13 protein-coding genes are annotated in these 24,966 nt (G+C 38.2%); 1 reads left to right on the plus strand and 12 read right to left on the minus strand.

Going from position 1 to position 24,966, the window contains the following annotated elements; all coding sequences use genetic code 11:
- Position 1: 1 nt before the first annotated feature.
- The 11 genes from CRO54_RS05575 to CRO54_RS05625 form a co-directional block, all read right to left on the minus strand.
- Entirely contained in the window at positions 2–1,549 is a 1,548-nt protein-coding gene (locus CRO54_RS05575; protein ID WP_240775024.1) for a beta-N-acetylhexosaminidase, read from the minus strand.
- 8 nt (positions 1,550–1,557) lie between these two features.
- Positions 1,558–2,985 (minus strand): T9SS type A sorting domain-containing protein, encoded by a 1,428-nt coding sequence (locus tag CRO54_RS05580; RefSeq protein ID WP_097129591.1) that lies wholly within the window; start codon positions 2,983–2,985, stop codon positions 1,558–1,560.
- A 10-nt stretch (positions 2,986–2,995) separates the two neighbouring features.
- Entirely contained in the window at positions 2,996–3,913 is a 918-nt protein-coding gene (locus CRO54_RS05585) for a hypothetical protein (RefSeq protein WP_097129593.1), read from the minus strand.
- Positions 3,914–3,954: 41 nt separating this feature from the next.
- Positions 3,955–5,505 (minus strand): right-handed parallel beta-helix repeat-containing protein, encoded by a 1,551-nt coding sequence (locus CRO54_RS05590; RefSeq protein WP_097129595.1) that lies wholly within the window; start codon positions 5,503–5,505, stop codon positions 3,955–3,957.
- 2 nt (positions 5,506–5,507) lie between these two features.
- Positions 5,508–6,998 (minus strand): CBM96 family carbohydrate-binding protein, encoded by a 1,491-nt coding sequence (locus tag CRO54_RS05595; RefSeq protein WP_097129597.1) that lies wholly within the window; start codon positions 6,996–6,998, stop codon positions 5,508–5,510.
- A 14-nt stretch (positions 6,999–7,012) separates the two neighbouring features.
- Positions 7,013–8,437 carry a RagB/SusD family nutrient uptake outer membrane protein gene (locus CRO54_RS05600; RefSeq protein WP_097129600.1) on the minus strand — a complete coding sequence of 475 codons (1,425 nt, stop codon included), beginning with the start codon at positions 8,435–8,437 and terminating at the stop codon, positions 7,013–7,015.
- A 4-nt stretch (positions 8,438–8,441) separates the two neighbouring features.
- Positions 8,442–11,540: a SusC/RagA family TonB-linked outer membrane protein gene (locus CRO54_RS05605; protein ID WP_171047827.1), complete on the minus strand. Its 3,099-nt coding sequence runs from the start codon at positions 11,538–11,540 to the stop codon at positions 8,442–8,444.
- Between the two features lie 1,131 nt (positions 11,541–12,671).
- On the minus strand, positions 12,672–13,733 hold the full coding sequence (locus CRO54_RS05610; protein ID WP_097129947.1) for a LacI family DNA-binding transcriptional regulator: 1,062 nt from the start codon (positions 13,731–13,733) through the stop codon (positions 12,672–12,674).
- Between the two features lie 156 nt (positions 13,734–13,889).
- The gene (locus CRO54_RS05615) at positions 13,890–15,356 is read right to left on the minus strand and encodes an efflux transporter outer membrane subunit (protein WP_244904282.1); all 1,467 of its coding nucleotides are present in this window, start codon (positions 15,354–15,356) and stop codon (positions 13,890–13,892) included.
- A gap of 34 nt (positions 15,357–15,390) precedes the next feature.
- Positions 15,391–18,546 (minus strand): efflux RND transporter permease subunit, encoded by a 3,156-nt coding sequence (locus CRO54_RS05620; protein WP_097129609.1) that lies wholly within the window; start codon positions 18,544–18,546, stop codon positions 15,391–15,393.
- Positions 18,547–18,577: 31 nt separating this feature from the next.
- Positions 18,578–19,696 (minus strand): efflux RND transporter periplasmic adaptor subunit, encoded by a 1,119-nt coding sequence (locus CRO54_RS05625; RefSeq protein ID WP_097129611.1) that lies wholly within the window; start codon positions 19,694–19,696, stop codon positions 18,578–18,580.
- Between the two features lie 407 nt (positions 19,697–20,103).
- On the opposite strand from CRO54_RS05625, the gene CRO54_RS05630 reads away from it, so the two are divergent.
- Positions 20,104–20,913: a universal stress protein gene (locus CRO54_RS05630; protein ID WP_097129613.1), complete on the plus strand. Its 810-nt coding sequence runs from the start codon at positions 20,104–20,106 to the stop codon at positions 20,911–20,913.
- Between the two features lie 327 nt (positions 20,914–21,240).
- Here CRO54_RS05630 and CRO54_RS05635 read toward each other — a convergent pair whose 3' ends face one another.
- A complete protein-coding gene (locus CRO54_RS05635) occupies positions 21,241–24,534 on the minus strand; it encodes a T9SS type A sorting domain-containing protein (protein ID WP_171047828.1) in 3,294 nt (1,097 codons plus the stop codon).
- Between the last annotated feature and the right edge of the window lie 432 nt (positions 24,535–24,966).

The following is a 24,966-nucleotide window of genomic DNA, read 5'->3' on the forward strand; positions in this document are numbered from 1 at the left end:
CTTATTTATTGGTTTTACTTCTAGATAATCGTTGGATGAGGAGCTTAATTTTAGCATTTCTTAATTCATTTTCCTGATCAAGCTCTGCGTCATATAGCGCATATTTATTCAACGCGATAAATCTTTTATCAAGTTTCTTTGTGTCTAGTTGTTTCAACTCTTTAATGATTTCCGGAATTCTCTGTGGGTTGAAATTAGGACTGTTCAATTCTATTTCTAATGCCGAATATGTAAGGTACTGAACCCTGATATCTGCCATTAAACGATAATGTTCAAACTCTTCTGTATTTTTCAAAGGCTTCAGTTCGTATAATTGTTTTGAAGCAAGTTTGGCACTATCTAACAATTGGTTTACGCTTACCTTTTTATTGCTTACGGCACCCTGAGTGATTTCGTAAGGCGCTTTGGTTAAAGCATCCCAAAAAGTTTCGCTTTGTGCTTCATTAAAGCCATAGTTTTTAAGACTGTAATTTCTAGCAAACTGAGCTATATTTAAAGGTTGATCCGTTTTCAAAGCTTCGAAATAGGCATCGATAAGCATGTTAAAACCAGTAATTGGATATACACGTCTAATTGCATACAGGTCCACGATATCTCTAGTGGTTTCAAAAACTGGCGAATACAATCCTGAGGTTGACCATGAGGTCATCACCATTCCTTTGTAACCAAATTTTCTAGCTGTTGGGATAAAATCCTTGATATTTTTAAAGTGCTTTTCCCATTGAGTTAAGAAATAATTATCTGGATGACTTCTGATAGACGGCGAACCCCACACTTCGAAACCACTTTCTAATAATTTACTGTGATCGCCAAACATATTGGTGTCCCAACCGTAATTCCAATCAATGAAGATGGTTTCTTTAGGCAACAACTTTAAAGCATCCGGATATTTAATGGCGATATCTGCCCATAGCACTGGCTTTTTACCTAAGCTTACCACCAAATCGCAAAGTAGTTTAATATAATCGCCGTACAAACGACCTTTACCTAACTCTTGAGCTTTCTTTTTCGATTTTTCTGAATGCCCAAGTAAGTAGGTTTCATCTCCACCAATGTGTATGTATTGTGAGCTATGCGTAGAAATTAAGTCTGTATATAAATCTTTAAAGAGTGCTCTATTTAAATCTTCCTTTAATGGATCTACTTGCGAATAGTCTTTTTGGTCTTCTCTCTGATCCTTATACCTGTAATTACGCAAGATATATTCTACGTGACCAAAACTTTGTTGCAATGGAACCACGTCAATATTAATAGATTTACAGTAGCTAATAAAATCCACGACTTCTTCTCTAGTATAGGCAAATCTGTTAGCGATCATTGGATGATCTTTAAATGGATAGGTTGCTTCCCATTCCATTACTAAAGTATTTACACCATTGTCGCTTAACTTTTTAGCAAATTGCTTTAAAGCTGGCATCTTCATCACCTGAATTCTAAGGTCTAAATGAAAACCTTTAACCTTAAAGTCGCTATTTTTAACATTAGCTTGCGCTAAAGCGAAATTTGCAATGAGCACGAAAATTATACTGAGAATCTGTCCTTTTTTCACCTGAAATACTATTTAATAAATTTGAAACTTTTGCTTTTATCTCCCATTACAATACGAGCCACATATACACCAGCAGGCATGTTTGTTAAATTATAATCGTAAGAATTGATTTGCTTTTGATAACGGATTTTTTGATTCAGCACCTTCTTTCCAGAAAGATCGGTAATCATTACACTTCCGTCGCCTTCGGTAATTGAGCTGGCAGCGATATTGATAACATCTCCCACTTTTGAAAATTTTATCTCTGTACCCAATTCGAAACTAACGGAAGCTACTTCTTCAAATATTGAAGTTTTGCCATCTCTATCTACCTGTCCAATTTGATAATAGTTGTTGCCAACTGCCGGATTAAAATCTGTATAAGAATAATGATTTAACTCTGTAGAGTTTAGCTTACCTACTACTTTCGCAATCACTTCGAAACCGTTAGAAATTTCTGTTTTTCTTAATACTTGAAAATACTCATTATCCTTTTCTGAAGATGTTTGCCATTTTAAAAACGCACTATTTGAGTTTTTAATTGCAGTAAAATCTACAAAGGTTACAGGAAGCGTACCGCCAATAGTATGCTTAATACTAACGTTACTTATATTAATTGGGGCAAGTGTACCTGCTGTGCTTCTAATTCCTTGCAATAAGAAACTATTTAAAGCCAAACCTCTAGTAACTTCTGTAGTAGCATCAAAATCTCCACCAATTCTTATATCATTTACCCAGATATGGAATTTCCCAGAAGCAACCTGATACTGTGTTGAGTTACGAGTATATTCACCAGCAGCTGAAGCGTGGTTGTTGGCATAAACTTCTACATTGTAAGGGCCACCAGTTTTTGTAAATGTTACAGAATTAATTGTTTGTGGAGAATAGTCGCTCTTATTCCTATAGTAGAAACCGATATTACTAGCTGTCATGTCCCAACGCAAGTAAGTAAAAACACCAGTAGCTGAAGCACCTTGAAGATTATTACCATCATTAAAAATGTTATTATTCTCTGTTGAGTTAGCACTATTGCCTATAGCAAATGTTAATGCGCCAGTAGAGGCATCTGTACCATTAAATGATATAGTAAAAAAATAACTTGCTATCGTTTCAGCACCATTTATGTTATAAACGGACATTTTATTGGTACTAGAGGGAGGTGTTCCATTACTTGCCGTAAGCGTTAGGCTAGATGAACCAGTTAACTCAAAGCCTCCATTGTTGCTATTACCTGTGTAAACTCTAGCAAAACCAGAGGAAGGTGAAGGTAAAAAATTAGCAACAGTACTAGTAGAAACAGCAGACTTAGCAGTAGTTGTAGCATTGTAAGTGCCACTCGTGATACCAAAACCGTAGGTAAAAGCTGTAGGATTTTCATTGGTCCATACACCTTGTGCATCAACTTTTAAAAACTGAACAACCAGTAACAAAGCAATAAATAAAGATATCTTTTTCATGATTGTAGCTTTATTTAGTTGAGTTTAATTGGATGTTACTTAAGCTTAAGGTAAGTGTATTAGGTATAGCACCTTTGCTGTGGTAGCCCTGAAACAAAAAGCTATTTAACGGTGCTTCTGGTGCCAACTCTCCACTCGCTGGAAAAGCTGATCCACTTTCAGCGGCAATTAATTTACCATCTACCCATATATTAAAAGTAGCTGGTGCTAAAGTATAAGCTGTACCTAATTTGGTGTATTTTTGTTCAGTAGCAGCATTGTTAATGTACAATTCTACTTGGTGTTCTCCTGTTTTTGTGAAACTATTGGCATTAATTAATTTATATCCATACGAGCCGTTGTTTAATTTACGGTACGAAAAGAAAACTGCTTTGTTTGTGCTGAACTCCCAACGCAAGCCAGCAAATAAACCTACAGCATCTGCACCAGTTAAAGCTGCTGTATTCTTAAAAATATTATTTCCCCTAGCATTACCTATCCCGAAAACTACCGCACCATTGGTTGGATCATTTTCGCTTTTAAAAGAAACGTTAAATAAAAGGCTACTTACCGCACTCGCTTTTGAGATATCGTAAACTGCAAATTTATTCGCACTTGCATTGCTCGAAGCTTCTAAAACTAATTTAGCTGCAGCGTCCTTACCTTCTACCTTAATTGCTCCGCCAGCATTTGCACCGGTAGTAACTGCTGCAAAGCCCGAAGAAGGGTAAGCTAAAAATCCAGGAGTTGCCGTAGAAGAAACTGATGTTTTAATTGCTTCGCCACTGCTAAATTTATCGCCTGCATTGCCCGTTCCTTTACCTAAATTATAATTCCAAACAGCTCCTTTGCTGTCGAAAGTTCCTGCTTCGCTCCAAGCTTTGTTTTGCGCCTGAGCTATTCCGAAAAGCATGGTTAATGCTGCTGTAATGTGTAGTCTTTTTTTCATGTGTATCAATTGTTTGGTTGATTAAGAATTGGTTTAGTTGTTTATTTTACTTGATATGCGCCTGGCGTAAATTTGCTCAGGTTTAATGCAGTTCCAAAAAAGTCTTTTGTACCTAAATCTGGCAACCAGTAATTACCTTCCATTTCGCTTTTAGCTAATGCTTTGTTTAAAATTGGGCTAGTTGTTTTAAGCTTAAAGCCAGCTGCATTAGCGAAACCTTTGCCATAGCTTAATGGATTTACAAGTTGCGGGTTTGTAAAAATCCCTTTATCGTCTTTTACATAAAATTTCTCGTAACCGAAGTAAACATTTCCATTGAAAACAGCAGTTTGTCCACCAGACTTCACTACCAATTCTCCCTGTCCTTCGTGATAAAAAATGTTATTGTAGAATTTAGAAGTAGTTAAGGCTTCATCAGCAATTACCACAGCTTCATGCGCTTTATTTAGCACTACAGTATTATTGTGTGCTATGGCAGTTCCACGTGTATGGTTAGCCCAAACAGGGAAATCGAACACATGCAAACCTTTGATGCTATCATTCACACTTACATTATGTCTGATAATTGCATCTTCTGAAGTACTGGTAATTAACACAAAGCCACCCTCGTTGTCATGCGAATAATTGTATTGAATTACGGTACGATAAGCATCTTCATCAGCGTCGAAAGCTTGCCCATCTTTACCGCCCCTGGTGTTGTAAACCTCGTTGTATTGGAAAATGGTCTCATCAGTACTACGGCACCACAAAGCCACTCCGTATCTCACTAATTCTTCATCCGCATTATGTGTTTCCCAAACTTCATTGTGTTCTACCAAGGCTCTGTAAGTATATCTTACAATTACACCGTCACCTGCACAATGGTGAATTTTATTTCTTCTGATGACTAAATTGGTGATGGGTCTATTGCCCTTAACCGCTTTTTTACCATCGGTTAAGTTGGTGAAAATCCCCAAACGCACCACATTCGCAATCTCGCAATCTTCGATCAAAATATCATCAAACTTGCTTTCTGCAGTACCAATAATGCCAATTCCTCCCGTGTTTTTTCCCTTCATCTCGAAAGAGTAATCTCCCATAATATCGTGGATGTAAAGATTTTTTAGGTGGATATGCTTTCTTGAAGCGCCATTATCTTTCACCAAGACGCCTAGCCTACTTCCAATTGCGGTTGCATTATTGGTAATTTCCAAATGGTTAACTTCCCAATAATCTACATCTTCCAGTTTTAGCACTTCCGATACTTTACCTTCTCCGTCTAACAAAGCCTTTTTCGTACCACTATAAACTGAAATCACTATCGGATTTTTAGCATCCCCAGAACCTTTCGGAACTAATTGTCCAGCCCAGCTATCTCCAGCTTTAAAAAGCAATGAATCGCCCGCCATAAATTGGTAACCATTTACTTTTTGAAGTGATTTCCATGCCTTAGCAGGTGTTTTTCCGTTATTTGCGTCGTCACCATTTTTGGCGTCAACGTAAAAAGTACTTCCTCTCCTATTATTTGTTGTTTCGTCAGTTTCTACTTTTTTACAGGCAAATGCAGAAAATTGAATGCAAAGGAGTAAGAGCGTAAAAGATTTGATTTTCATTTTTATTGGATGTTTACCGTGATTTTAATAGGTGTATTGTAATAACCACCGTTGTTATCTTTAGCTTCAACAATGATTTCGTCGGTATTGCCAGTACCCGAATGCAAGTATTTAATTGAACCAGCTACTAAATCTGCCTGCGAAAAACTTGCGTTAACTGGCAACGGAATACCATATTTTACCAAGTATCCATTGGTTGGTATTTTATTGATGATGTAGCTGATGTTTTTATCATCGGCACCATTCATTTTTAATTGTGTGGTTGTCAGCTTAGCAAAACCATCTTTAGCAACTACGCTAAGTGGTGTAGCATTACCAAAGGTTAAAATGGTTGCTGGCGGACTAGAAATACTTAAATATGCTTTGTAAATTCCACCATTAAATTCTCTAGGATATATCCTCACAAAATTATCGTTATTGTGATTCATCAGAATGTTCAAGAAAGTTTTATTGCTTCCATAAAGCTGACTTACCAAAGAAGTTACATCCATAGTTTGCCAACCCGTTTGCCCAGCAGCCAAAGAGATATTTGCTAAACTGATACGATCGTAAGTTGGTGCGGTAAGCCAAGTTACTGTAGTTTCATCAAAATTTGTATCCGCACCAGCGTATGCAGTTAGTGAAGATGCTAAACCAGTGAAGAAAACATAGAAATTAATCTTTGCCAAGCCGATCTTGTTTCCAAAAGTTGGCGTGGTTAAAGGAAACTGAAACAACCCCATCCTGTCTACAGATACATCTTTACCATTAGAGTTTTTCATCTCTATAGCTGTAGCATTGTTAAAATTTTTAGTCCTGTTGGCAGTACCATTTTGAATAAAAACATCTTTGGTTACATTGATAATATCAGTTTGTGCACCAACAGAACCCGAAGGCGCATCTGGAACAGCATCACGTAGTTTATAGAAAGTAAACTGATCAGTAACATGCGCCACACCATTTTTAAACTCCAAGTTCTGGCTTCTAATGGTTGCTGGTGGCGAAGTTAAATCGGTAGAGTTGTTGGCAGTTAATACGTACTCGTTCGTACTGTTAGCAGTTCTCGTATAGTAAATAAAACTACCGTTAATGGTTTCGATCTTCTTAGTTTCACCAATTTTCAAATCAAACGAACGCAAACGCCCTTTAAAAATCTGATCGGACACAATATTTCGCAATACAGTAGCAGGCACATCGTTAAGATTTGCATAACCTAAACTACCTACCATATTTGTTACTGCTTGGTTAGTCAAAAACAACACCGTATAATCGTCTGGCTGATTTAGCAAATCTGCTAATCCAGCTTTTTTAATTACCTCAGCATAAAGATTTAGGTTAGTAAGATCTGTACTGTGATCTATCTTCAGAAAATCAGATAAGGTCATCCCTCTCAAATTAGTACCTGCATCTATGGCTTCTGGTTGTTCGTTTTTTAAGAACTCGAACTTGCTGCAACTTAAGCCTGTGCATACTAATGCAATAGCTAAAGATTTGATGATTAATTTTTTATTCATAACAAGTTGATTGATTATTGATAGTATGAATTTTGTTTCAATAGCGGATTTAACCTGATTTCGTTCAAGTTAATTGGCCATACATAATTGTCTTCGTTATTTAAACCATTGATAGGCTGCATTACGCTGATAGCTTTTTTGGTCCTCACTAAATCAAACCAACGCTTACCTTCAAAGCAAAGCTCTTTCGAACGTTCGTTTAAGATGATATCTTCAATTTGGCTTTTGTTTAGCGATGTATAATCTACGGGTTGCAATGCTGTCTCACCTGCTCTTACTTTCATTTGGTTTACAATGGCAATGGCATCTGCTGGTCTGTCTAACTGATTTAACGCCTCGGCACGAAGCAATAAAATATCCGAAAGTCTGTACATGATGATGTTTTTATCATCCATCGTGCTTCTCACAAAATTTGTCTTATCGAAAAACTTAGTGATATCCCTTCTTTCGTTGTAACTGATCGTAGCTCTTTTGTCGTTTGGCTGAAACTTAGTCATTAACGGAATACTCACCTGAAAAGCGGGTTGGAAACCGATATCGCCATAAACTTGGATGTAGAAAGATCTGGCACCACGCTCCGCGAAGTTAAAATCGATTTCGAAGATACTTTCTGTAGAAAAGCCATGCGTAAATTGTCTGGCATACGAGGTGTTTTCTAAAGCTGTGGCATCTGTTAAAGAGGTTAGCGAGTAATTAGAAGTATTAGTTAAAATTCGCTGAGAAGCGGTTAAAGCTTTATCATACTGATGGCGCCACATGTACAAATCTGTGTAAATAGCGTTTACGGCACCAGCAGTTAATAACGCTTTAGTAGTTTGCGATGGCGAGTAGCTAGTAGGCAAAAGCACTGTAGCACTATCTAAATCTAGTTCTATTCTTGCGTAAACTGCTTCCGTATCAGATCTTTCTACTAAGTAATTCTCGGTTGCGTCTTTCAATGGCTGGGTAACTAAAGGTAGCGCTCCCCAAATTCTAGTCATGTTGAAATAACAAAGAGCTCTTAACGCATAAGCTTGTCCCAAAGTCTGGTTAAATTCCGCAGTTTTATTAGCGTACAACCCATTTTGATTCATTATCCTTACATTTTTGATGATCAAATTGGCTTGATTAACTACCGCATACAATTGGTTCCAACTGGTAATCCTTAAACTTGGGTTTACGTTATTGGTCAGCAAATTAAGCGATTCGGTATTTAAGGAAGTTAAATTTTGTGAAACATTGTCCGCTCTAGCTTCTCCGTAAAAAACACCTTCTGGCCCCATTGCAGCTTGCAAAAGTGTGTAAGCGCCATTTAAGGCTGCAGTTGCCTGCGATGTTTCTTTCCAAAAATTGGCGTCTGCGTATTCTGTGATTGGGTTAAGCTCCAGTGCCTTTTTACATGCTGTAAGCCCACAAAACAGCACTAGCATATATATTAATATTGTTTTTTGATTCTTCATATCACTACAAATTAATGTTTAGAGAAAAATTGTAAGATCTTGTTCTTGGAAAAGCACCTCTATCTACACCACCTGCAAGAGAGTTTGTAGACGAACTTACTTCTGGATCATAACCTGAATAAGAACCCAGTGTAAATAGATTTGAAACGCTAACACCTAAGCTAGCTCCAGAAATTTTAACCTTCGATAAAATGCTTTTTGGCAACCTGTAGCTTAAAGCTATATTCTGTAATCTGATAAATGAAGCATCTTCCACAAAGTGATCTGAAACTGCGTAGTTCAACATCGGGTCGGTTTTTACCAATCTAGGTATATCCGTTACATCTCCTTGTGTTCTCCATCTTCTCAGCTGATCTGTAGAAAAATTCTGATCTATTGGCGAAGAATCTAAACTTCTTTTTAACTCATTGAAAACATCTGCACCAAAACTATAAGTGAACAAGAAACTAAACGTGAAGCTTTTGTAGCTTAATTCGTTGGCAAAACCTCCCGTAAAATCTGGATTAGGATCTCCAATGATTTGTAAATCGTCATCATTAATAATGCCATCACCATTAATATCTTCCCAAATCATGTCTCCACCTTTGTAAATCTTACCATTGCTAGAACCTTGTTTGTATGGAATAACTACGCCGGTATTCTCATCTCTTTTGTAAACATTGTCTTCGTCTCTAGCATAAACACCTTTCTTCTTCAAACCGTAAAAAACACCTACTGGCTCACCTACTCTAGCCATGTTAAACAGGTTCGGTCGGTAATCTTGTCCGTTAGGTAATGATAAAATTTTGTTACGATTGTAAGCGAAAGTTAAGGTTGAAGACCATTTAAATGGAGCAACAATATTAACTGTGGTTAAGGTTGCCTCAATACCTTTGTTTTGAAGTGAGCCAAAGTTACCTGGTATGGTACTTACACCAGTTGTTCCTGGTACCGTTACGTCAAACAATAAATCATTGGTCTTTTTAAGATAAGCATCTCCAGTAAAGGTGATTCTGTTTTTAAGAAATGACAATTCTAAACCGATGTTGCTATGTTGGGTAGATTCCCACTTTAAAGATGGATTTGGTATTCCTGATAAGATCACAGCATTTTGCCCTAAGTACGATCCATTGTTAATGTAACCACCTTGACCAGCGTAGTTACCAATAGATTGATTTCCGGTAACACCAAAACTCGCTCTCAACTTACCTTCATCCAAGAACTGGAATTTCTTAAAGAACGACTCTTCGCTAAATCTCCAACCTGCAGAAACTGCTGGAAAGTAACCAAATCTATTATCGGCACCAAAACGTGAAGAACCATCTCTTCTGATTAAAGCAGAGAACAAGTACTTGCCTTTATAATCATAATTTGCTCTGGCAAAGAAAGACAGAAGTGAATTTTGTGAAATGTTTTGTATGTAGGTTGATAATACCGATGCAGCCCCAACATTTGTCAGCTGTGCATCTGGCAATCCCCTTCCTATTAAATCAAGGTTGTCTCTATTAAACTTTTGGTACGATTGACCTAATAAGAAGTTGAAAGTATGATCTGTTTTTAAGTTTAATTTATACGTTAACGTATTCTCGTTGATGAAAGACGATGCTTTCGTTGTTTGAAGATAAGAACTACTCAACTGTCCCTGTGGCAACAAGCTAGTTGGGGTAAAGTTCGATAAATCGCTGTTTTCGTAGTCAAAACCTAAATTTGTAGTAAACCTTAAGTTTTTCGCTATCCAAACTTTAAAATCTTGATTTCCGAACATTCTAAAGCGTTTAATTCTGTTAGCCGCAAGTTCTGCAATCGCTAAAGGATTTGGTTTACTACCTTCAAACAAAGGAATCAGTTGCCCAGTTATTGGATCATAAGGATTATAAACAGGCATCGTACTCAGAGCCTGAAATACCACACTTTGTCCGCTTAAACCCGTTAAAATTCTTGTATAATCAGTATTAGAAAGATTGAAAGAAGAACTTCCAGAAATTGATTTGTTAAATGTATAGTAAACTTTAGCGGTAGCAGTTGCCTGTCCGTAATCTGTTTCCCTTACTATCGGATTCAAGTCTTTATAACCCGCACTTAAATAATAGTTGATAGAATTATCAGATGATCCGCCACTGATACTTATATCTGTTTTTTGCTGTATGGCTTGTCGATACATGATATCATGCCAATCTATCGACTTCGAGAAATTCGGGTTTAGCGAATCAATTACCGAAGGTTTAGTTGTCATCTGTCCGGTACTGTTAAAAATAGCGTCAATGTATGCGCTACGCCATTGTGGGCCATTCATCACGCCTACCGTTCTGCTTAATTCGGCTATACTGGTATTAGATGAAAATCTAAGTGTTGGTTTTTTGGAATTTCTACCAGATCTTGTAGTAATCAAAATTACACCGTTAGAGGCTCTAGAGCCATAAATCGAGGCCGTACCATCTTTCAAGAAATCTATCGATTCGATATCTGCTGGGTTGATATCTGCTAAAGGACTAAATGTAGAACCGTCATCATTTAAACCTCCTGCAAAAGTTTCTGTATTAATGGGCACACCATCTACAATGTATAAAGGCTGGCTACTACCATTAACAGAGGATGCACCCCTGATTCTTACAGTTGCTCCTGCGCCAGGCTCACCTGAGTTGGAGGTAATTTGCAAACCTGCAATTTTACCCTGCAAGCTGGTATTAATATCTCCCATCGGATGGGTCTCTAATTGATCGCCAGATACTGAACCTACCGCCCCAGTAACTTCTTTCCTTTTCTGCGTACCGTAACCTACAGTAACGTTCACCTCATTTAGGCTTACCAATTGCTGCTTTAACTTAATGTCTAAGTTGTTTTTTCCTTTAACTGGTATAGACTGAGATACAAATCCAATTGATTTAAAAACAAGTACTGGATTTTCGCCACCTACGTCGATTTTAAATTTACCGTCTTTATCAGTAATTACGGTTTTTCCTGTTGCCATTACCGAAACGCTAATACCGGGCAAAGTCTCATTTGTCACTTCATCTTTAACTACACCAGATATAGTTCTAGGCCTTGCATCTTGTGCAAAAGCGACAGAAAACACGGAAGAGAACGTAATAATTAATAAAAGGAGCTTAAATATTCTTACTTTCATCATATACCTTTATTAGTTACAGGGTTTAACGCTTCGCAACTATTCCACAAAGCTCTTAAATTACAAAAGCTTAGAGATGTTGCCACACTAGATTTTTCTTCTGAGTAGTTGAACCTTCTGATCAATCCATACGTGTTCATTTCTTTCATATTATTTTGTTTAGGTAATAGTGTACGTACACGATATAATTCAAATCAAATTTAGTAACAGTAATAATTTGATAATAAATTTTTTATTAAAGGTTAAAAAATACTACAATGTAAATGCCCGAAGGCTCGTTTCATTGTACATACAAAATAAAGAGTACAGTTATATTTGGTTAACGGTAACGTACACGAAATTAGTAATTATTATTTTACTTCCAAATATTTCGGAATAAAATTTTGAGATTTTAACATTTTAATTTGTTAAACATGATGATTTTAGCCACAGATGCACAAATGTCTTTTTGACTATTTTAGTGAAGGCACTAATACTAGGACTAATTGCTATTGTTAGCTGAATTTACACTCTAAATGATCCCTAATTATCTTCCAATTGATTATATCGATTAAAATCTGTACATCTGTAGCTAAACAAAAAAGGAAACTAACAATGCCAAATAAAACTTGTTGGCGGGGACGCCAACAAGAGATAATGCCCACGTTGGCGTCCCCGCCAATGTGTTAGCTGAATTTTACAATCTAAATGATTCCTAATTATCTTCCAATTGATTATATCGATTAAAATCTGTACATCTGTAGCTAAACAAAAAAGGAAACTAACAATGCCAAATAAAACTTGCTGGCGGGGACGCCAACAAGAGATAATGCGCACGTTGGCGTCCCCGCCAATGTGTTAGCTGAATTTTACACTCTAAATCCCTAATTATCTTCCAATTGATTATATCGATTAAAATCTGTACATCTGTAGTTAAACAAAAAAGGAAACTAACAATGCCAAATAAAACTTGCTGGCGGGGACGCCAACAAGAGATAATGCCCACGTTGGCGTCCCCGCCAATGTGTTAGCTGATGTCTTTTTGACTATCTAACAAAAGACTTTAGTAACTCAATAATACTTTAGCTACAGATATGTTTTTTATTAGTTGATCAGAATAAATCTGTGCATCTATGGCTAAAAAAATCAAACCTAATTGCTATAATATTGATAGTTTTCCCTTGTAATGATATCAATAGGCATAAATTGCTCTTTCTCTATTGATGAATGGAGCACTAAATAATTGTAAAGGCTCATTATTCCTCTGTAACCTTGCTCTTGAGGCTTCTGACAGACCAAAAAGTCGATGGTTTTATTCTTAAGGTAGTTGATGTTATCTTCCAAGAAATCGTAGCCAATCAGTTTAATATCCTTGATTTGGTTTTCCTCGAAATATTTAGCGACTGTAGAAACCCTAGAATTGGTAACAAACACCACATCGTATTTCTCTTTGGCCAATTGTTCGGTCAGTTTTTCCTGAATATGGGCATAGCCCGTTTGCTGTATGTCAATCTTGGTTAATTCATTGGTATTTCCATTTTGCTTAAAGTAATCCCTAAAACCTTCTTCTTTACGCAAAAGGTGATGGTGCAAATCAATTTCTTTAGAAATATTAACAATCAAGGTTTTCTTTTGAGCGGGAGAAAGGTAGTTGACAATATGTGCCGACAGATAACCACTTTGGTACAAATTAGGCCCAATGTAGCATAAGTTATTGTGACCAGGAACATCCGAATTGATAAATACTAAAGGAAGTTTCTTCTCCTTGCATTCTTCAATAAACGCCAAACTTTCATCTTCAAACATTGGCGCCATCAATACACCATCAAACTCACCCGTTTTTATTTTAGCTGCGCCTTCCTTAAAAGTAGCTTTATCATTTTGGTCAAAAAAGAACGTCACCACTTCAATACCAAAATCTTTGATTTCTGCAGCTGCCTGTAAAATGCCATTTAACGGAGCTTCCCAGTATTTAGTTTCACTAGACACTTGCGGAATTAAAGTTGCAAAGCGAAGTTTTTTCTTTGAAGCCAACCTTCTTGCAAAGATATTAGGTTGGTAATTGAGATCTTCTATAATCTTCAGGATTTTGGCTTTGGTTTTCTCAGAAACCCCTACCCTATTATTTAACACTCTATCTACCGTACCGATAGACACATTAGCTAAACGAGCAATTTCTTTAACACCAACTGTTCCTGAATTCTTCTTTTCCATCTTTAACAAAACTAATAAAAAGTTTAGTTGATGTGTACGTACAACAAAATAAAAAGATAACGCATCTAATAACTGACAATCGATTGAATCACCTAACGAAAACGGCCAAACCACATCCATGGTTCGGCCATTTAACCAACTGTATTACTAAACAAACTATTCTACTCCACCACCAAGTGCTCTATACAGCTCAATCTTGGCATCGTATTTATCTTTTTGGATGGTAATTACATCCAATTCATTTTGTAAGGCGTTATTTTGAGCCACAATTACTTCCAGATAGGTAGACATTCCAGCTTTGTACAATAACATCGCATTTTTAACCGCTTTAGTCAGTGCTGCTTTCTTTTCATCCACCAACGTTAATCGCTCATTAGCAAACTTGTTTTTCACCATGGCATCAGAAACCTCGCCTACAGCCACCATCATCGATTGACGGAATTGTTCTGCTGATTTCTCTTGCTCTAACTTGGCTACTTCATAAGCGGTTTTCAGTGCTTTTTTTCTAAATATCGGTTGTGCGATATTGCCTCCAATATTTTTCACTAAAGAACCTGGTAAATCAAACCAGTTGTTAAACTGAAACGAATTGACACCGATGGATGGCGTAATGCTCAACGTTGGGTACATGGCAGCTTTTGACAGTCCTGTATTTGCATTAGCCGCAACAATAGCAAATTCTGCTGCTTTTAAATCTGGTCTTCTGCTTAGCAACTTCGCCGGCACACCATCTGGAAAAACATTGCTCAAATCATCCTGATGAAAAGCTTCATTTCTTGCAATGTTTTTAGGATAATCGCCACACAAAATACTCAAAGCGTTTTCTTGCACAGCAATATTCTGTTTTGCTAAAGGCACCAAGAGCTCTGCTGTTTTCTTTTGAGCTACCGCCTGCTCAACTGCCAACGAATTTACCTGCGCCGCATTGTACTGCAATTTAATCATCCTCAAAGTGCTATCACTTAGCGTGATGTTACGCTCTGCTACTCTTAACTGTTCATCTAAAGAGAGTAGATTGTAGTAAGCTTGGGCTACTTGAGCAATAATTCTCGTTTTTAAAGCACTTAAATTTTCTTTTTGTGCGAAATAATTAGCTCTTGCAGCATCTTTCTGCATTTTCGCTTTGCCCCAAATATCAGCTTCCCAAGCTAGGGATAAAGTTGCGGTATAATCATCCATGTAACTGGTACCTACAAATTGCTGACTTAAAGAACCATTTAGTGAGTTCTGTGATTGATAAACTCTCCCCGCACTTACGCTTAAATCTAAGGTTGGTAGCAAGCCCAACTTCGCCTGTTTAAAGGAAAGGTCTAATTGCTCCATGTTCAGCATCGCTACCGAAACCTCTTTGTTTTTCTCCAACGCCTGATTGATCAGTGTCACCAACTGCTGATCTTTAAAGAAAGTTCGCCAAGGCAAAAGCACTGTATCACCTGTTACGGCTACCGAATTACGGTAAGCTTCTGGCAGTGCCAAATCTGGGCGCTGATACTTTTTACCCACGGCACAGGATGCCAACGTTAGCGACATCACCGTACCTATTATAATATGATTGAAACCTAATTTCATATGTGTGTAATGATATTTTTTAAAGGTCATATGGAATAGCCATGTTATCTTCATTAATGTTTATTTCGAGAACACGACTATTTCATAATTAATGATTTGATTCAGGTTGAACTAACACACGTTTTCCCGAAACCTTTTCCTGTAAAAATTGAAACAACATGTACAATAATGGAATAACGAATACTCCGAATACGACACCGGTTAGCATCCCCATTGCCGCACCTGTACTAATGGAACGGTTACCCATTGCCGAGCCTCCAGTAGCAATCATCAACGGAATCATCCCCACAATAAAAGCAAGGGAAGTCATGATGATTGGACGTAACCTAGATTTGGCTCCTTCAATAGCTGCATCTTTGATAGACAGACCTGCTGCCCTACGTTGAACGGCAAACTCTACAATCAGAATGGCATTCTTGGCCAGCAAACCTACCAGCATGATTAATCCAACCTGTACGTAAATGTTGTTATCTAAACCAATGGCTTTAATCGCCGCAAAAGCTCCCAATACCCCAGTTGGGATAGACAGCAATACAGCCAATGGTAAAAGATAACTTTCATATTGTGCCGCCAACAAGAAGTATACAAACAATAAACAAAGTGATAGAATCACCATGGTTTGCGCTCCAGAAGATTTTTCCTCTAAACTTAAACCAGTCCATTCGTAACCATAATCTGCTGGCAACTTGCTCAATACGTTCTGCTCAATATCATCCATAATATCGCCACTGCTAGAACCTGGCAAAGGAATTACGTTAATAGTTAAGGCATTGTATAAATTGTACCTGCTCATTGATTCAGGGCCATAAACTTTATTTAAAGTTACCAATCCTTTAACTGGCACCATTTGACCTAAATCGTTTCTCACAAAGATTTCGTTGAAGGCATCTTCATCAGTCCTAAAAACACCATCAGCTTTGATACTTACTCTATAGAACTTTCCAAATCTGGTAAAGTTTAAGCTTTGGTCGCCAGAGAAATACATTTGAATGGTTTGCATGATATCGTTAACACTTAATCCCATTTGGGCAGCTTTGTCTTCATCAACTTCTAACTCAAACTGAGGAAAATCTGCCCTAAAAGTAGTGTATGCATATTGTACACCTGGTTGTTGCATCATCTGCCCCATTACTTTATCAGCCATAGCTTTTAAAGAAGCGGCATCCTTACCAGATTTATCTTGCAATACCACTTCGGCACCGTTAGCAACACCATAACCTTCTACTGGCGGCATCCTAAACACCATCACCGAACCTTCTTTAATTTTTGCCAACTCGGCAGAAAGGATAGCCGTAATCTCGTCGATATCTTTCACAGCACCACGGTCCTTCTTATCCTTCAGTTTTACGAAACCTAAGCCATAAGCTGGACTGGCACTATTTGATAAAATATTGAAACCTGTGATATTTGCTACCGTTTTAACCGCTTCATTATCTTTAAATATCTTATCGATTTTTCTAGCTACTTCCGTAGTTCTATCTAAGGCAGTACCCGGAGGCATACTTAAACTAAATACCATGAAACTATCGTCTTCCATTGGTACAAAACTTTTAGGTGTACTCATCATTAGGAAAATAGCAATTGCAGTTATCACCACCGTTAAACCAGCGCCCAACCATTTTTTCTTGATTAGAAAACGTAAACCTTTGATATACTTGTTGGTCAAATTATCGAAACCTGCATTAAATGCTGTGAAAAAACGTTTACTGAAACCTTTCTTTGTAGGCTGATTTCCGTGCTCATGACCATGCTCATTTTTCAATAGCAACGCACAAAGCGCAGGGGTTAAAGTCAAGGCGTTTACTGCCGAGATAATAATGGCGATGGCTAACGTATAAGCAAATTGCTTATAGAAAATACCCGATGAACCAGTCATGAATCCGATAGGAATAAATACCGCCGACATTACTAAAGTGATAGAGATTACCGCTCCAGTAATTTCGCCCATGGCACTGTGCGTAGCTTCTTTTCCAGAAAGATTTGAACCTTCCATTTTACTGTGCACCGCTTCCACCACTACAATGGCATCATCTACCACAATACCAATGGCCAATACCAAAGCAAATAAGGTAAGGATGTTGATGGTAAAACCGAAGACCAGCAAGAAGAAAAACGTACCAATAATAGCCACTGGCACAGCAATGGCCGGAATAATAGTAGAACGGAAATCCTGCAAGAACAAGAAAACTACAATAAACACTAAGATAAAAGCCTCGATCAACGTAGATTTTACCTGACTAGTTGCTTCATCTAAACGTTCTTTGGTACTCATCAACTTGCTATAACCAATTCCTGGAGGGAAAGACTTCGCAGCTTTTTCCAACTCTGCATTTACCCCAATTTCTATCGCATTTGCGTTAGAACCCGTAGTTTGCATGATGGCTGCTGTTACCGCATTTCTTCCATTAGATGTTCCGTTACCACCGTAGTAGATAGAACCAAATTCAATACGAGCAATGTCTTTTAGGCGAACCAATTCTCCACCAACGCGTTTAACCACAATATTTTCATACTCCGAAGTTTGATTCTTTTTGCCTTTGTAACGCATTACGTATTCCAAAGGTGCATCAGACTCCGCTCCCAATTTTCCAGGTGCCGCTTCTACACTTTGACGGGCAATGGCTGCATTTACATCAGCTGGAACCAAACTGTAGTTAGCCATTTTCTGCGGATTCAGCCACACTCTTATCGAGTAGTCTTTTGCACCAAACATTTGTACTTGTCCAACTCCAGGCACCCTTTTTAGTTGTGGCACAATGTTGATACTCATGTAATTCTGCAAGAACAACTCATCGTATTTCTTATTGTCCTCCGTAAAAACGTCGAACACCATGATCATACTATTTTGCTGTTTAGAGGTGGTTAATCCCATCTGGATTACCTCTTGCGGTAAAATTGGCGTAGCCTGTTGTACCCTGTTCTGTACGTTTACTGCTGCCTGATCTGCATTAACGCCTTGCTTAAATATTACGGTGATAGAGAACGAACCGTCGTTACTGGCGGTTGATTTGATGTACTCCATTTGCTCTACACCGTTAATCTGCTCTTCTAAAGGTGTTACCACCGAACGAATTACAGACTCGCTATTACCTCCCGGATAACTTCCCGAAACGGTAACCGTTGGCGGAGAAATATCAGGGAACCTTGTTACTGGTAATCTCGTTAATCCGATGATACCGAGTATGAGTAGCACCACAGAGATTACCGTAGCCAATACTGGCCTATCTATGATTTTCTTTAACATAAAATTCTTTTAAAAAGATGTAAATTTTGGACTATTTAGTTACCATAGTTGGCACTACTTTTTGTCCTTCAGATAAGGCATCAATGCTGTTGATGGCAATTTTTTCACCTTTAGCAATACCCGATTTAACGATGTATTTGTCACCAGTTCTACCTTCAATCTCGATGGCTTTCATCGCTACCTTGCTACTATCTGCCAATGCAAAAACGAAGAACTTATCCTGTACATCTTTTACGCTGGCCATAGGTAAGGTCAAGGCTTCTTTCACCTGCTTGGTAACAATTACCCTACCAGCACCGCCAGAACGTAAAAGCTTATCAGGATTAGGAAAAACTGCCTTTAAAGCAATGCTACCTGTGCTACGCTCAATGTTACCACTGGCTAATTCTAACTTTCCTTTATGCGCATAGGTTTCGCCATCGGCAGTAATTAGGCTCACCGAGTTCATCCCAGCGTCTGTTTTACGATCTTTATTAAAAGCAATGAAATCAGCTTCGCTCATAGAAAAATAAACAAACACTTGGTCTATTTCTGAGAGTGTAGTGAGCGGCGTAGGATCTGCTGGCGTAACCAAGTTTCCTATACGGTTAGGAATTCTGCCGATGTAACCACTTACAGGAGCTTTAATTACCGCAAAATCTGCATTAATTTGCGATGAACCTAAAGCCGCCTTAGCTTGGGCAACCTGTGCTGTCGCTGCATCGTAATTAGCTTCTGCTGTTTTCAATTGGATATCAGAAACTACTTTCCCTGCTACCAAAGGCTTAATTTTCTCTACTTCAATTTTTGCGGTAGCTTGTGCTGCCAAAGCAGATTTTAAAGTTGCCTGACTGTTGTTTACCTGCTCATTAAACACATCGCCCTTAATTTTAAATAACGATTGCCCTTTCGTTACATAATCACCTTCTTTAACGTAAATCGCTTCTAAATAACCTGTTACTTGCGCTTTCACTTCTACGTTTACTGTACCCTCAATCATGCCTGGGTAACGTTTTTCTATGGCGGCATCAGCTAATCCAAGCGTTATAAAGTCTGTATTAACGGGCTGCACTTCATATCCTTGCGGTGCTTGTCCGCAGGCAGCAAACACTAACGAAACTGCTAGGATAAGCCAATATGCGCCTTTCTCTTTTGTATGTTTTTGTACCATTTCTAATTAAATTTTCGATGCAAAAGAAACACATTTTCGAAGTGTTTTAGAGGCAAAATGGCTGAACTGGATAAATCGGCACCCGAAACGAAAATACAGCAACCTCAACCGTAAAAAATGCCAGTACACATACACAGAGGTAACAATTGAGTTAACATACAAATATTCTACCGTTAACGTTTCGGTAAACTCACGTCTACATTTGGGAAGCGATTTTTTCCGTTTGGGGAAGTTTATCTCCACACGAAAACCGATACTATTTTACTTTTATCACATCAAATAGATTTTCAAAATAAAAGCCTTTTGAGTTCATTTTAATTTTTAATCAATACACACAAATAAAGCCGTTATGCTAACAACGCTAACGGTTTTTAATACTTTCTAAGCATCTTAAAAATCCATTAGATATGAAGACCATCATTGTAGCTACCGATTTTTCTGCCGAAGCAGATAACGCCATGACTTACGCTGCAGCAGCCGCTTCCGAAAAGGGATACAAGCTGGTGCTCTACAACTTATACAAAACCTCTATCCACGCCATGAATGCCCGTATATCTGGCAGTGAACTAGACCAAATTTTCGAATGGAGGCGCAACAAGCATAAGGAAATTTCAGAAATGATTGCTGAGATTTATCATATCGAAACTGACGTTTACTTTGCTACCGGCGATTTCTATGAAGAACTTTTAAACTGTATCCAACTACATCAAGCAGATTTATTGGTGATGGGCATGGCCGAAAAATCCCTAGAGCAAGACCTACTGGGCAACACCACTACCGAAGTCATCCAGCGCTTAAAATTCCCGATTTTATCGGTGCCTTTAAATGCGAAATACAATGGTATTAAGCACATCCTTTTTGCTTGTGATATTTCGAGGGGCGTACATCGTTTAATTTTAGATCGTGTACGTGATTTTGCCGCCGACTTTGGCGCCACGGTTGAAGTTTTCTATGTAAGACAAAAAGCAGAAGAAATTTCTAGAGACCAAGAATTGAGCTTAGTAGATGTTTCGCTAACTGAAGTTGAACATTATTATAAACAGGTGCATTCTTCGGAAATTATCAAAGCTATTGAACTTGAAATTGCAGCTTCCAAAACGGAACTGCTCGTGATGGTACCTTATCGACATGGCTTTTGGCATAGTTTATTGCATAAAAGCAAAACGAGGGTAATGGCTTCTGGCAATAGTGTACCTTTGCTTTCGCTGCCTTTATAGGTTTTGAGTTGTGAATTATAGGTTACGAGTTATAGGCTATAAGTATTACGTTAATGGGATGGCAAAGTAGCTACGGTAAAGACCGCTAGCATACTAATTACAGGATCGTAATGTGATACTAGGAAGTACAGATTGTCCCAGTACAAACCCTCTCTGCCCGTTGGGCATCTGTCCCTTTTAGGGAGAGAACAGCGATGCGACTATCTGCAAGGGATACTAACCCCTAATTCCCGACGACTGTTACCTGACTCCTAATACCTAACCCTTAAACAAAAAACCGTCGCAGCTTTTACACTACGACGGCAATCTACATATGAAAAATTAAATTTATGGTTTGATGAGTTTGACTTGGAACTGCTCCCTGCCATTGCTGATCTGTAACACATAAATACCTTTGGAAATCGCAGCTTTTAGATTAAGGGTATTGCTGCTACCTCTATGCTCGAAGCTGCCTTTTTGTAGCAACCTGCCTGTAATATCGCTTAGTTTATAGGTATAAGCACCATTGCTGTAGGCAGCCATGGCGATGTTAATTGTATTACCTACTAAAGGATTAGGATAAACCGAAGTCGAACTTTGATTTAGGTTGGCAACCTTAACCTCCCTAACATCTTCAAAATAATTTACTGTACCATCATTATTGATAGCCGACAAACGGTAATAGTTACTACCCAATTGCGGATTGGCATCTATCGCGGAGTAGTTGTTTAACTGGTCTGCAACTACCGTCGCTATTTTAGCGAAATCTGCACCATTGCTCATGCGCTCTACCTCATAATGTAAGATATTTATCTCAGCGCCCACGTTCCAATTTAGGCCAACCCTGTTACCGTTTAACTTGGTGGTAAAATCTTTGAAGGTCACGGGCAATACAACCACCTCCTCAAAGGCACCAATAGTTGGTAAAGAAGTTCTAGCGCCACCTAAAATATCATCTGTAACGGCACCTATTGGCGTACCTTTTTCTGCCACCTTTAACTTGCCGGTAGCGGTAGTTTTTAGGAAATTATTGGTACCCGATGCCATGTTAAAGAAAGTGCTTGGCGTTAAGCTCATATCGTTGATAGAGTTGTTATCCGAACCACTGTTCGCCGCTTTCCAGGTAGCGAAATCTTGTGCCATACCATTCCAGGTGCCTACGGCAGTATTGCCACTCGCTGTAGCCAAAAAGTTATGATCCGATACCCAAGCTGCCGTTGGATTGTTGTAACCGTACAAACTATGTATACCATCACCACCGCTAAGGTTGTTGAACAACAGATTGTTCTTTAGCTCAACCGGACTATCATTCGTACGATAAACAACCGAAGAATACCCTCCGCTTGTGCTTACACCTTCCAACAAAATGGTATTATAATAGGCCTTAATATGATTTTGAGGATTTGGACTGGTTTCATCTGTATTTTCAATGAGTAGGCCAAAAACATTACCATCGCCACCATTATTGATATGAATTACATTATTAGCTAAAAAATAAGGGTCTGAGTGTATCGTTGCCAAAGAAATGCCACCAACCACCGAATCGTATGTGTACATTCCATTATTTTTTAAGTCATAAATTTTATTTTTCAATATATGGATACCTTCATTTGCTGAGATACCAAAAACGCGTGATGAACCAAAACTACATTCTACAGAAGATATTTCATTAACGCTAATGAGACCAGTACCAGTAGAATAGATACCGCTAATATCTCCGTAATTATCAAGATAAAGATTCGAAATGGAATTAGAAATAATAGGGGTACTACCTGTAACATTGATACCATAAACCTTATGACTTCCATTAATTTGTGCCCGAAAGTGCTGAATTGTATTATTTGCTACCACTCCTCCAACAATACCGTCATCTTGAATGCCATAAATTGGTCCTATGTCATTTTGAAAAATATTCCTTACCGTATTATTACGCACATTTGCATGTTGACTATAAATGCCTATTATCGTAATTGGGGAAAGATTGTCTCCTAAACCAACTTCCAAACTATTAGCTACCGTACCTCCAATGATATTGTTCTCTACAGTTTTGATATTAGCTACAGTAGAACCAGCTGCATAGATGCCACATAAGGTCAATGGACCTTGAGCTTCTGCGGAAACTTTTATACCGCCTATCTGGTTGCCAGTAATTTGGGTCGGAAAATTTCCGATAGCTTTGATCGCATAAATTTCCCAACCTGCAGCATTAGATGAAACTACAATATCTTCTGTGGAACTTTGTGAACCTATGTAGTTATTTACTATAGCTGTATTTTCAGTAGCCGAACTAATTACATTAAATATAGACATTGGTCCATCTAAATTTATTTTTGTAAACGTGTTACCATCTATTAATCTTCCACCTGTACCCGACGGTGTATAAATGAGGTATGCATTTCCGAGACCATTATTGATGCTAAAATTGGCGAAAATATTGTTTTTGAGATTGCTCACACTGCTTCCCGAGTGAACTGCTTGTACTCCAATAAAACTTAGAACTTCTTCATCAATCCTATGGCACACTAAGCTGTTTGACTCAGTAAGAGAACCAAAAGTGTTACCCAACACATCAAAAACCTGATTACCGGTCAAATACATCAAATACACGGAAGAAGCTTGTTGCTGATAATTTTGAGGATGGAGATCGATATTGGCTATCGTATTATTTTGTATAGTGGTTTTAGCCGAGCTAGAAGTACCATTGATATAAATCAATTGAATATGAAAAGCATTTACCTGCATTTTAGCACCACCCGCACCTTGAGTTTGTCCGCCAATAAAGTTATCTTTAATGGTATGACCTCCCTCACTATCCGTTAGGTAAATACCATAGAGCGTAGTGTAACCTAACGTTACTATGGGCTCTGTACTGTAAAAATGATTACCGTTAATTTGCCAAGCATTGCCAGAGCTACTTCTAATAGCTGCTCCACTACCCCAATTTCCAAAATTATTATTGGTAATGATGGTATTATCATTAGGTATGCCTGCTCTACCTAACGAAAGAATCTGTAAACCTCTTAAGGTACCTGATACGTAATCGCTGGTAACGCCAAATGTATTGTTACTAATGGTGTTATGCGTATTGCCCGTTGCACCTGACATAGCATCTAATGTGATCACAGCTTCAAAACCTATTGATTTTAGATTGAGATAGGTAATTTTATTGAATTGTGATCCATTACTGAGCGTGATTAAATTACTCTTATTGTTCTCTATGGTAAATGCGCTACTTGTGCCTATACCTCCCGGCCTGCCATCTATCGTAACATAATCAGCATTATTAAATTGAATCATGGCATTACCGATGTTGGATTTGAACGTTACGCTAACACCAACAGCGGGCCTAATGGTAAGCCCCAATGTAGAACTAGCATTAGCCAACGCATTAAAGATGATACCATTGCCACTGGAGAAATCTTCAGCCGAATAGCCGGCAGTGAACTCTAGTATAGCCTGGCCAGTACCGCTTAGACCTGCTGCATTCACATAGGTTGCCGCCGAACGCAAAGTGGCAAAAGTGCGATCTGTATCACTACCACCATTTGTACCATTGATTTTGTAGACAACACCGCCTTGCAATTGCGCATGGGCCAGAAGACCGAAGCCGATCCCCAAAAGGGTAAGTAGAGTTCTTTTCATAAATAGATTTAGATAAATGATTTTCTTAACTGATTTAAAATTAAATAGTGAGCGAATAAACAAACTACAAACAAACATCATTAAGCATTGCTGCACAAAGATAGAAGCTACTGCGCTGGTCGAGGAAGATTAAAGCTACATGCTTACTCCTTATAGCTCTACAACTGTAACTTATTAGTGATTTTTATAAAATGAAGGTTCCGAACTACTTCTGTTTGGCCGAGATTAACAATAGTATAAACTTCAATTACCTCCATAGTTCTTTTTTAGTGAGTGTGTAGAATTGGGATGACTAATTGAGAATTAGATATCCTCCCTAACCCTTTGCCAATGACCGGCGACTCACGCTAAACTTATGAGAAATAGATACATGGGGAAATCAACAAACCAATTGGATAAAAAAAAACCGCTGCAGTATAAATACCACAGCGG

This window comes from Pedobacter xixiisoli (genome assembly GCF_900215335.1).
In the GTDB taxonomy this organism is placed as follows: domain Bacteria; phylum Bacteroidota; class Bacteroidia; order Sphingobacteriales; family Sphingobacteriaceae; genus Pedobacter; species Pedobacter xixiisoli.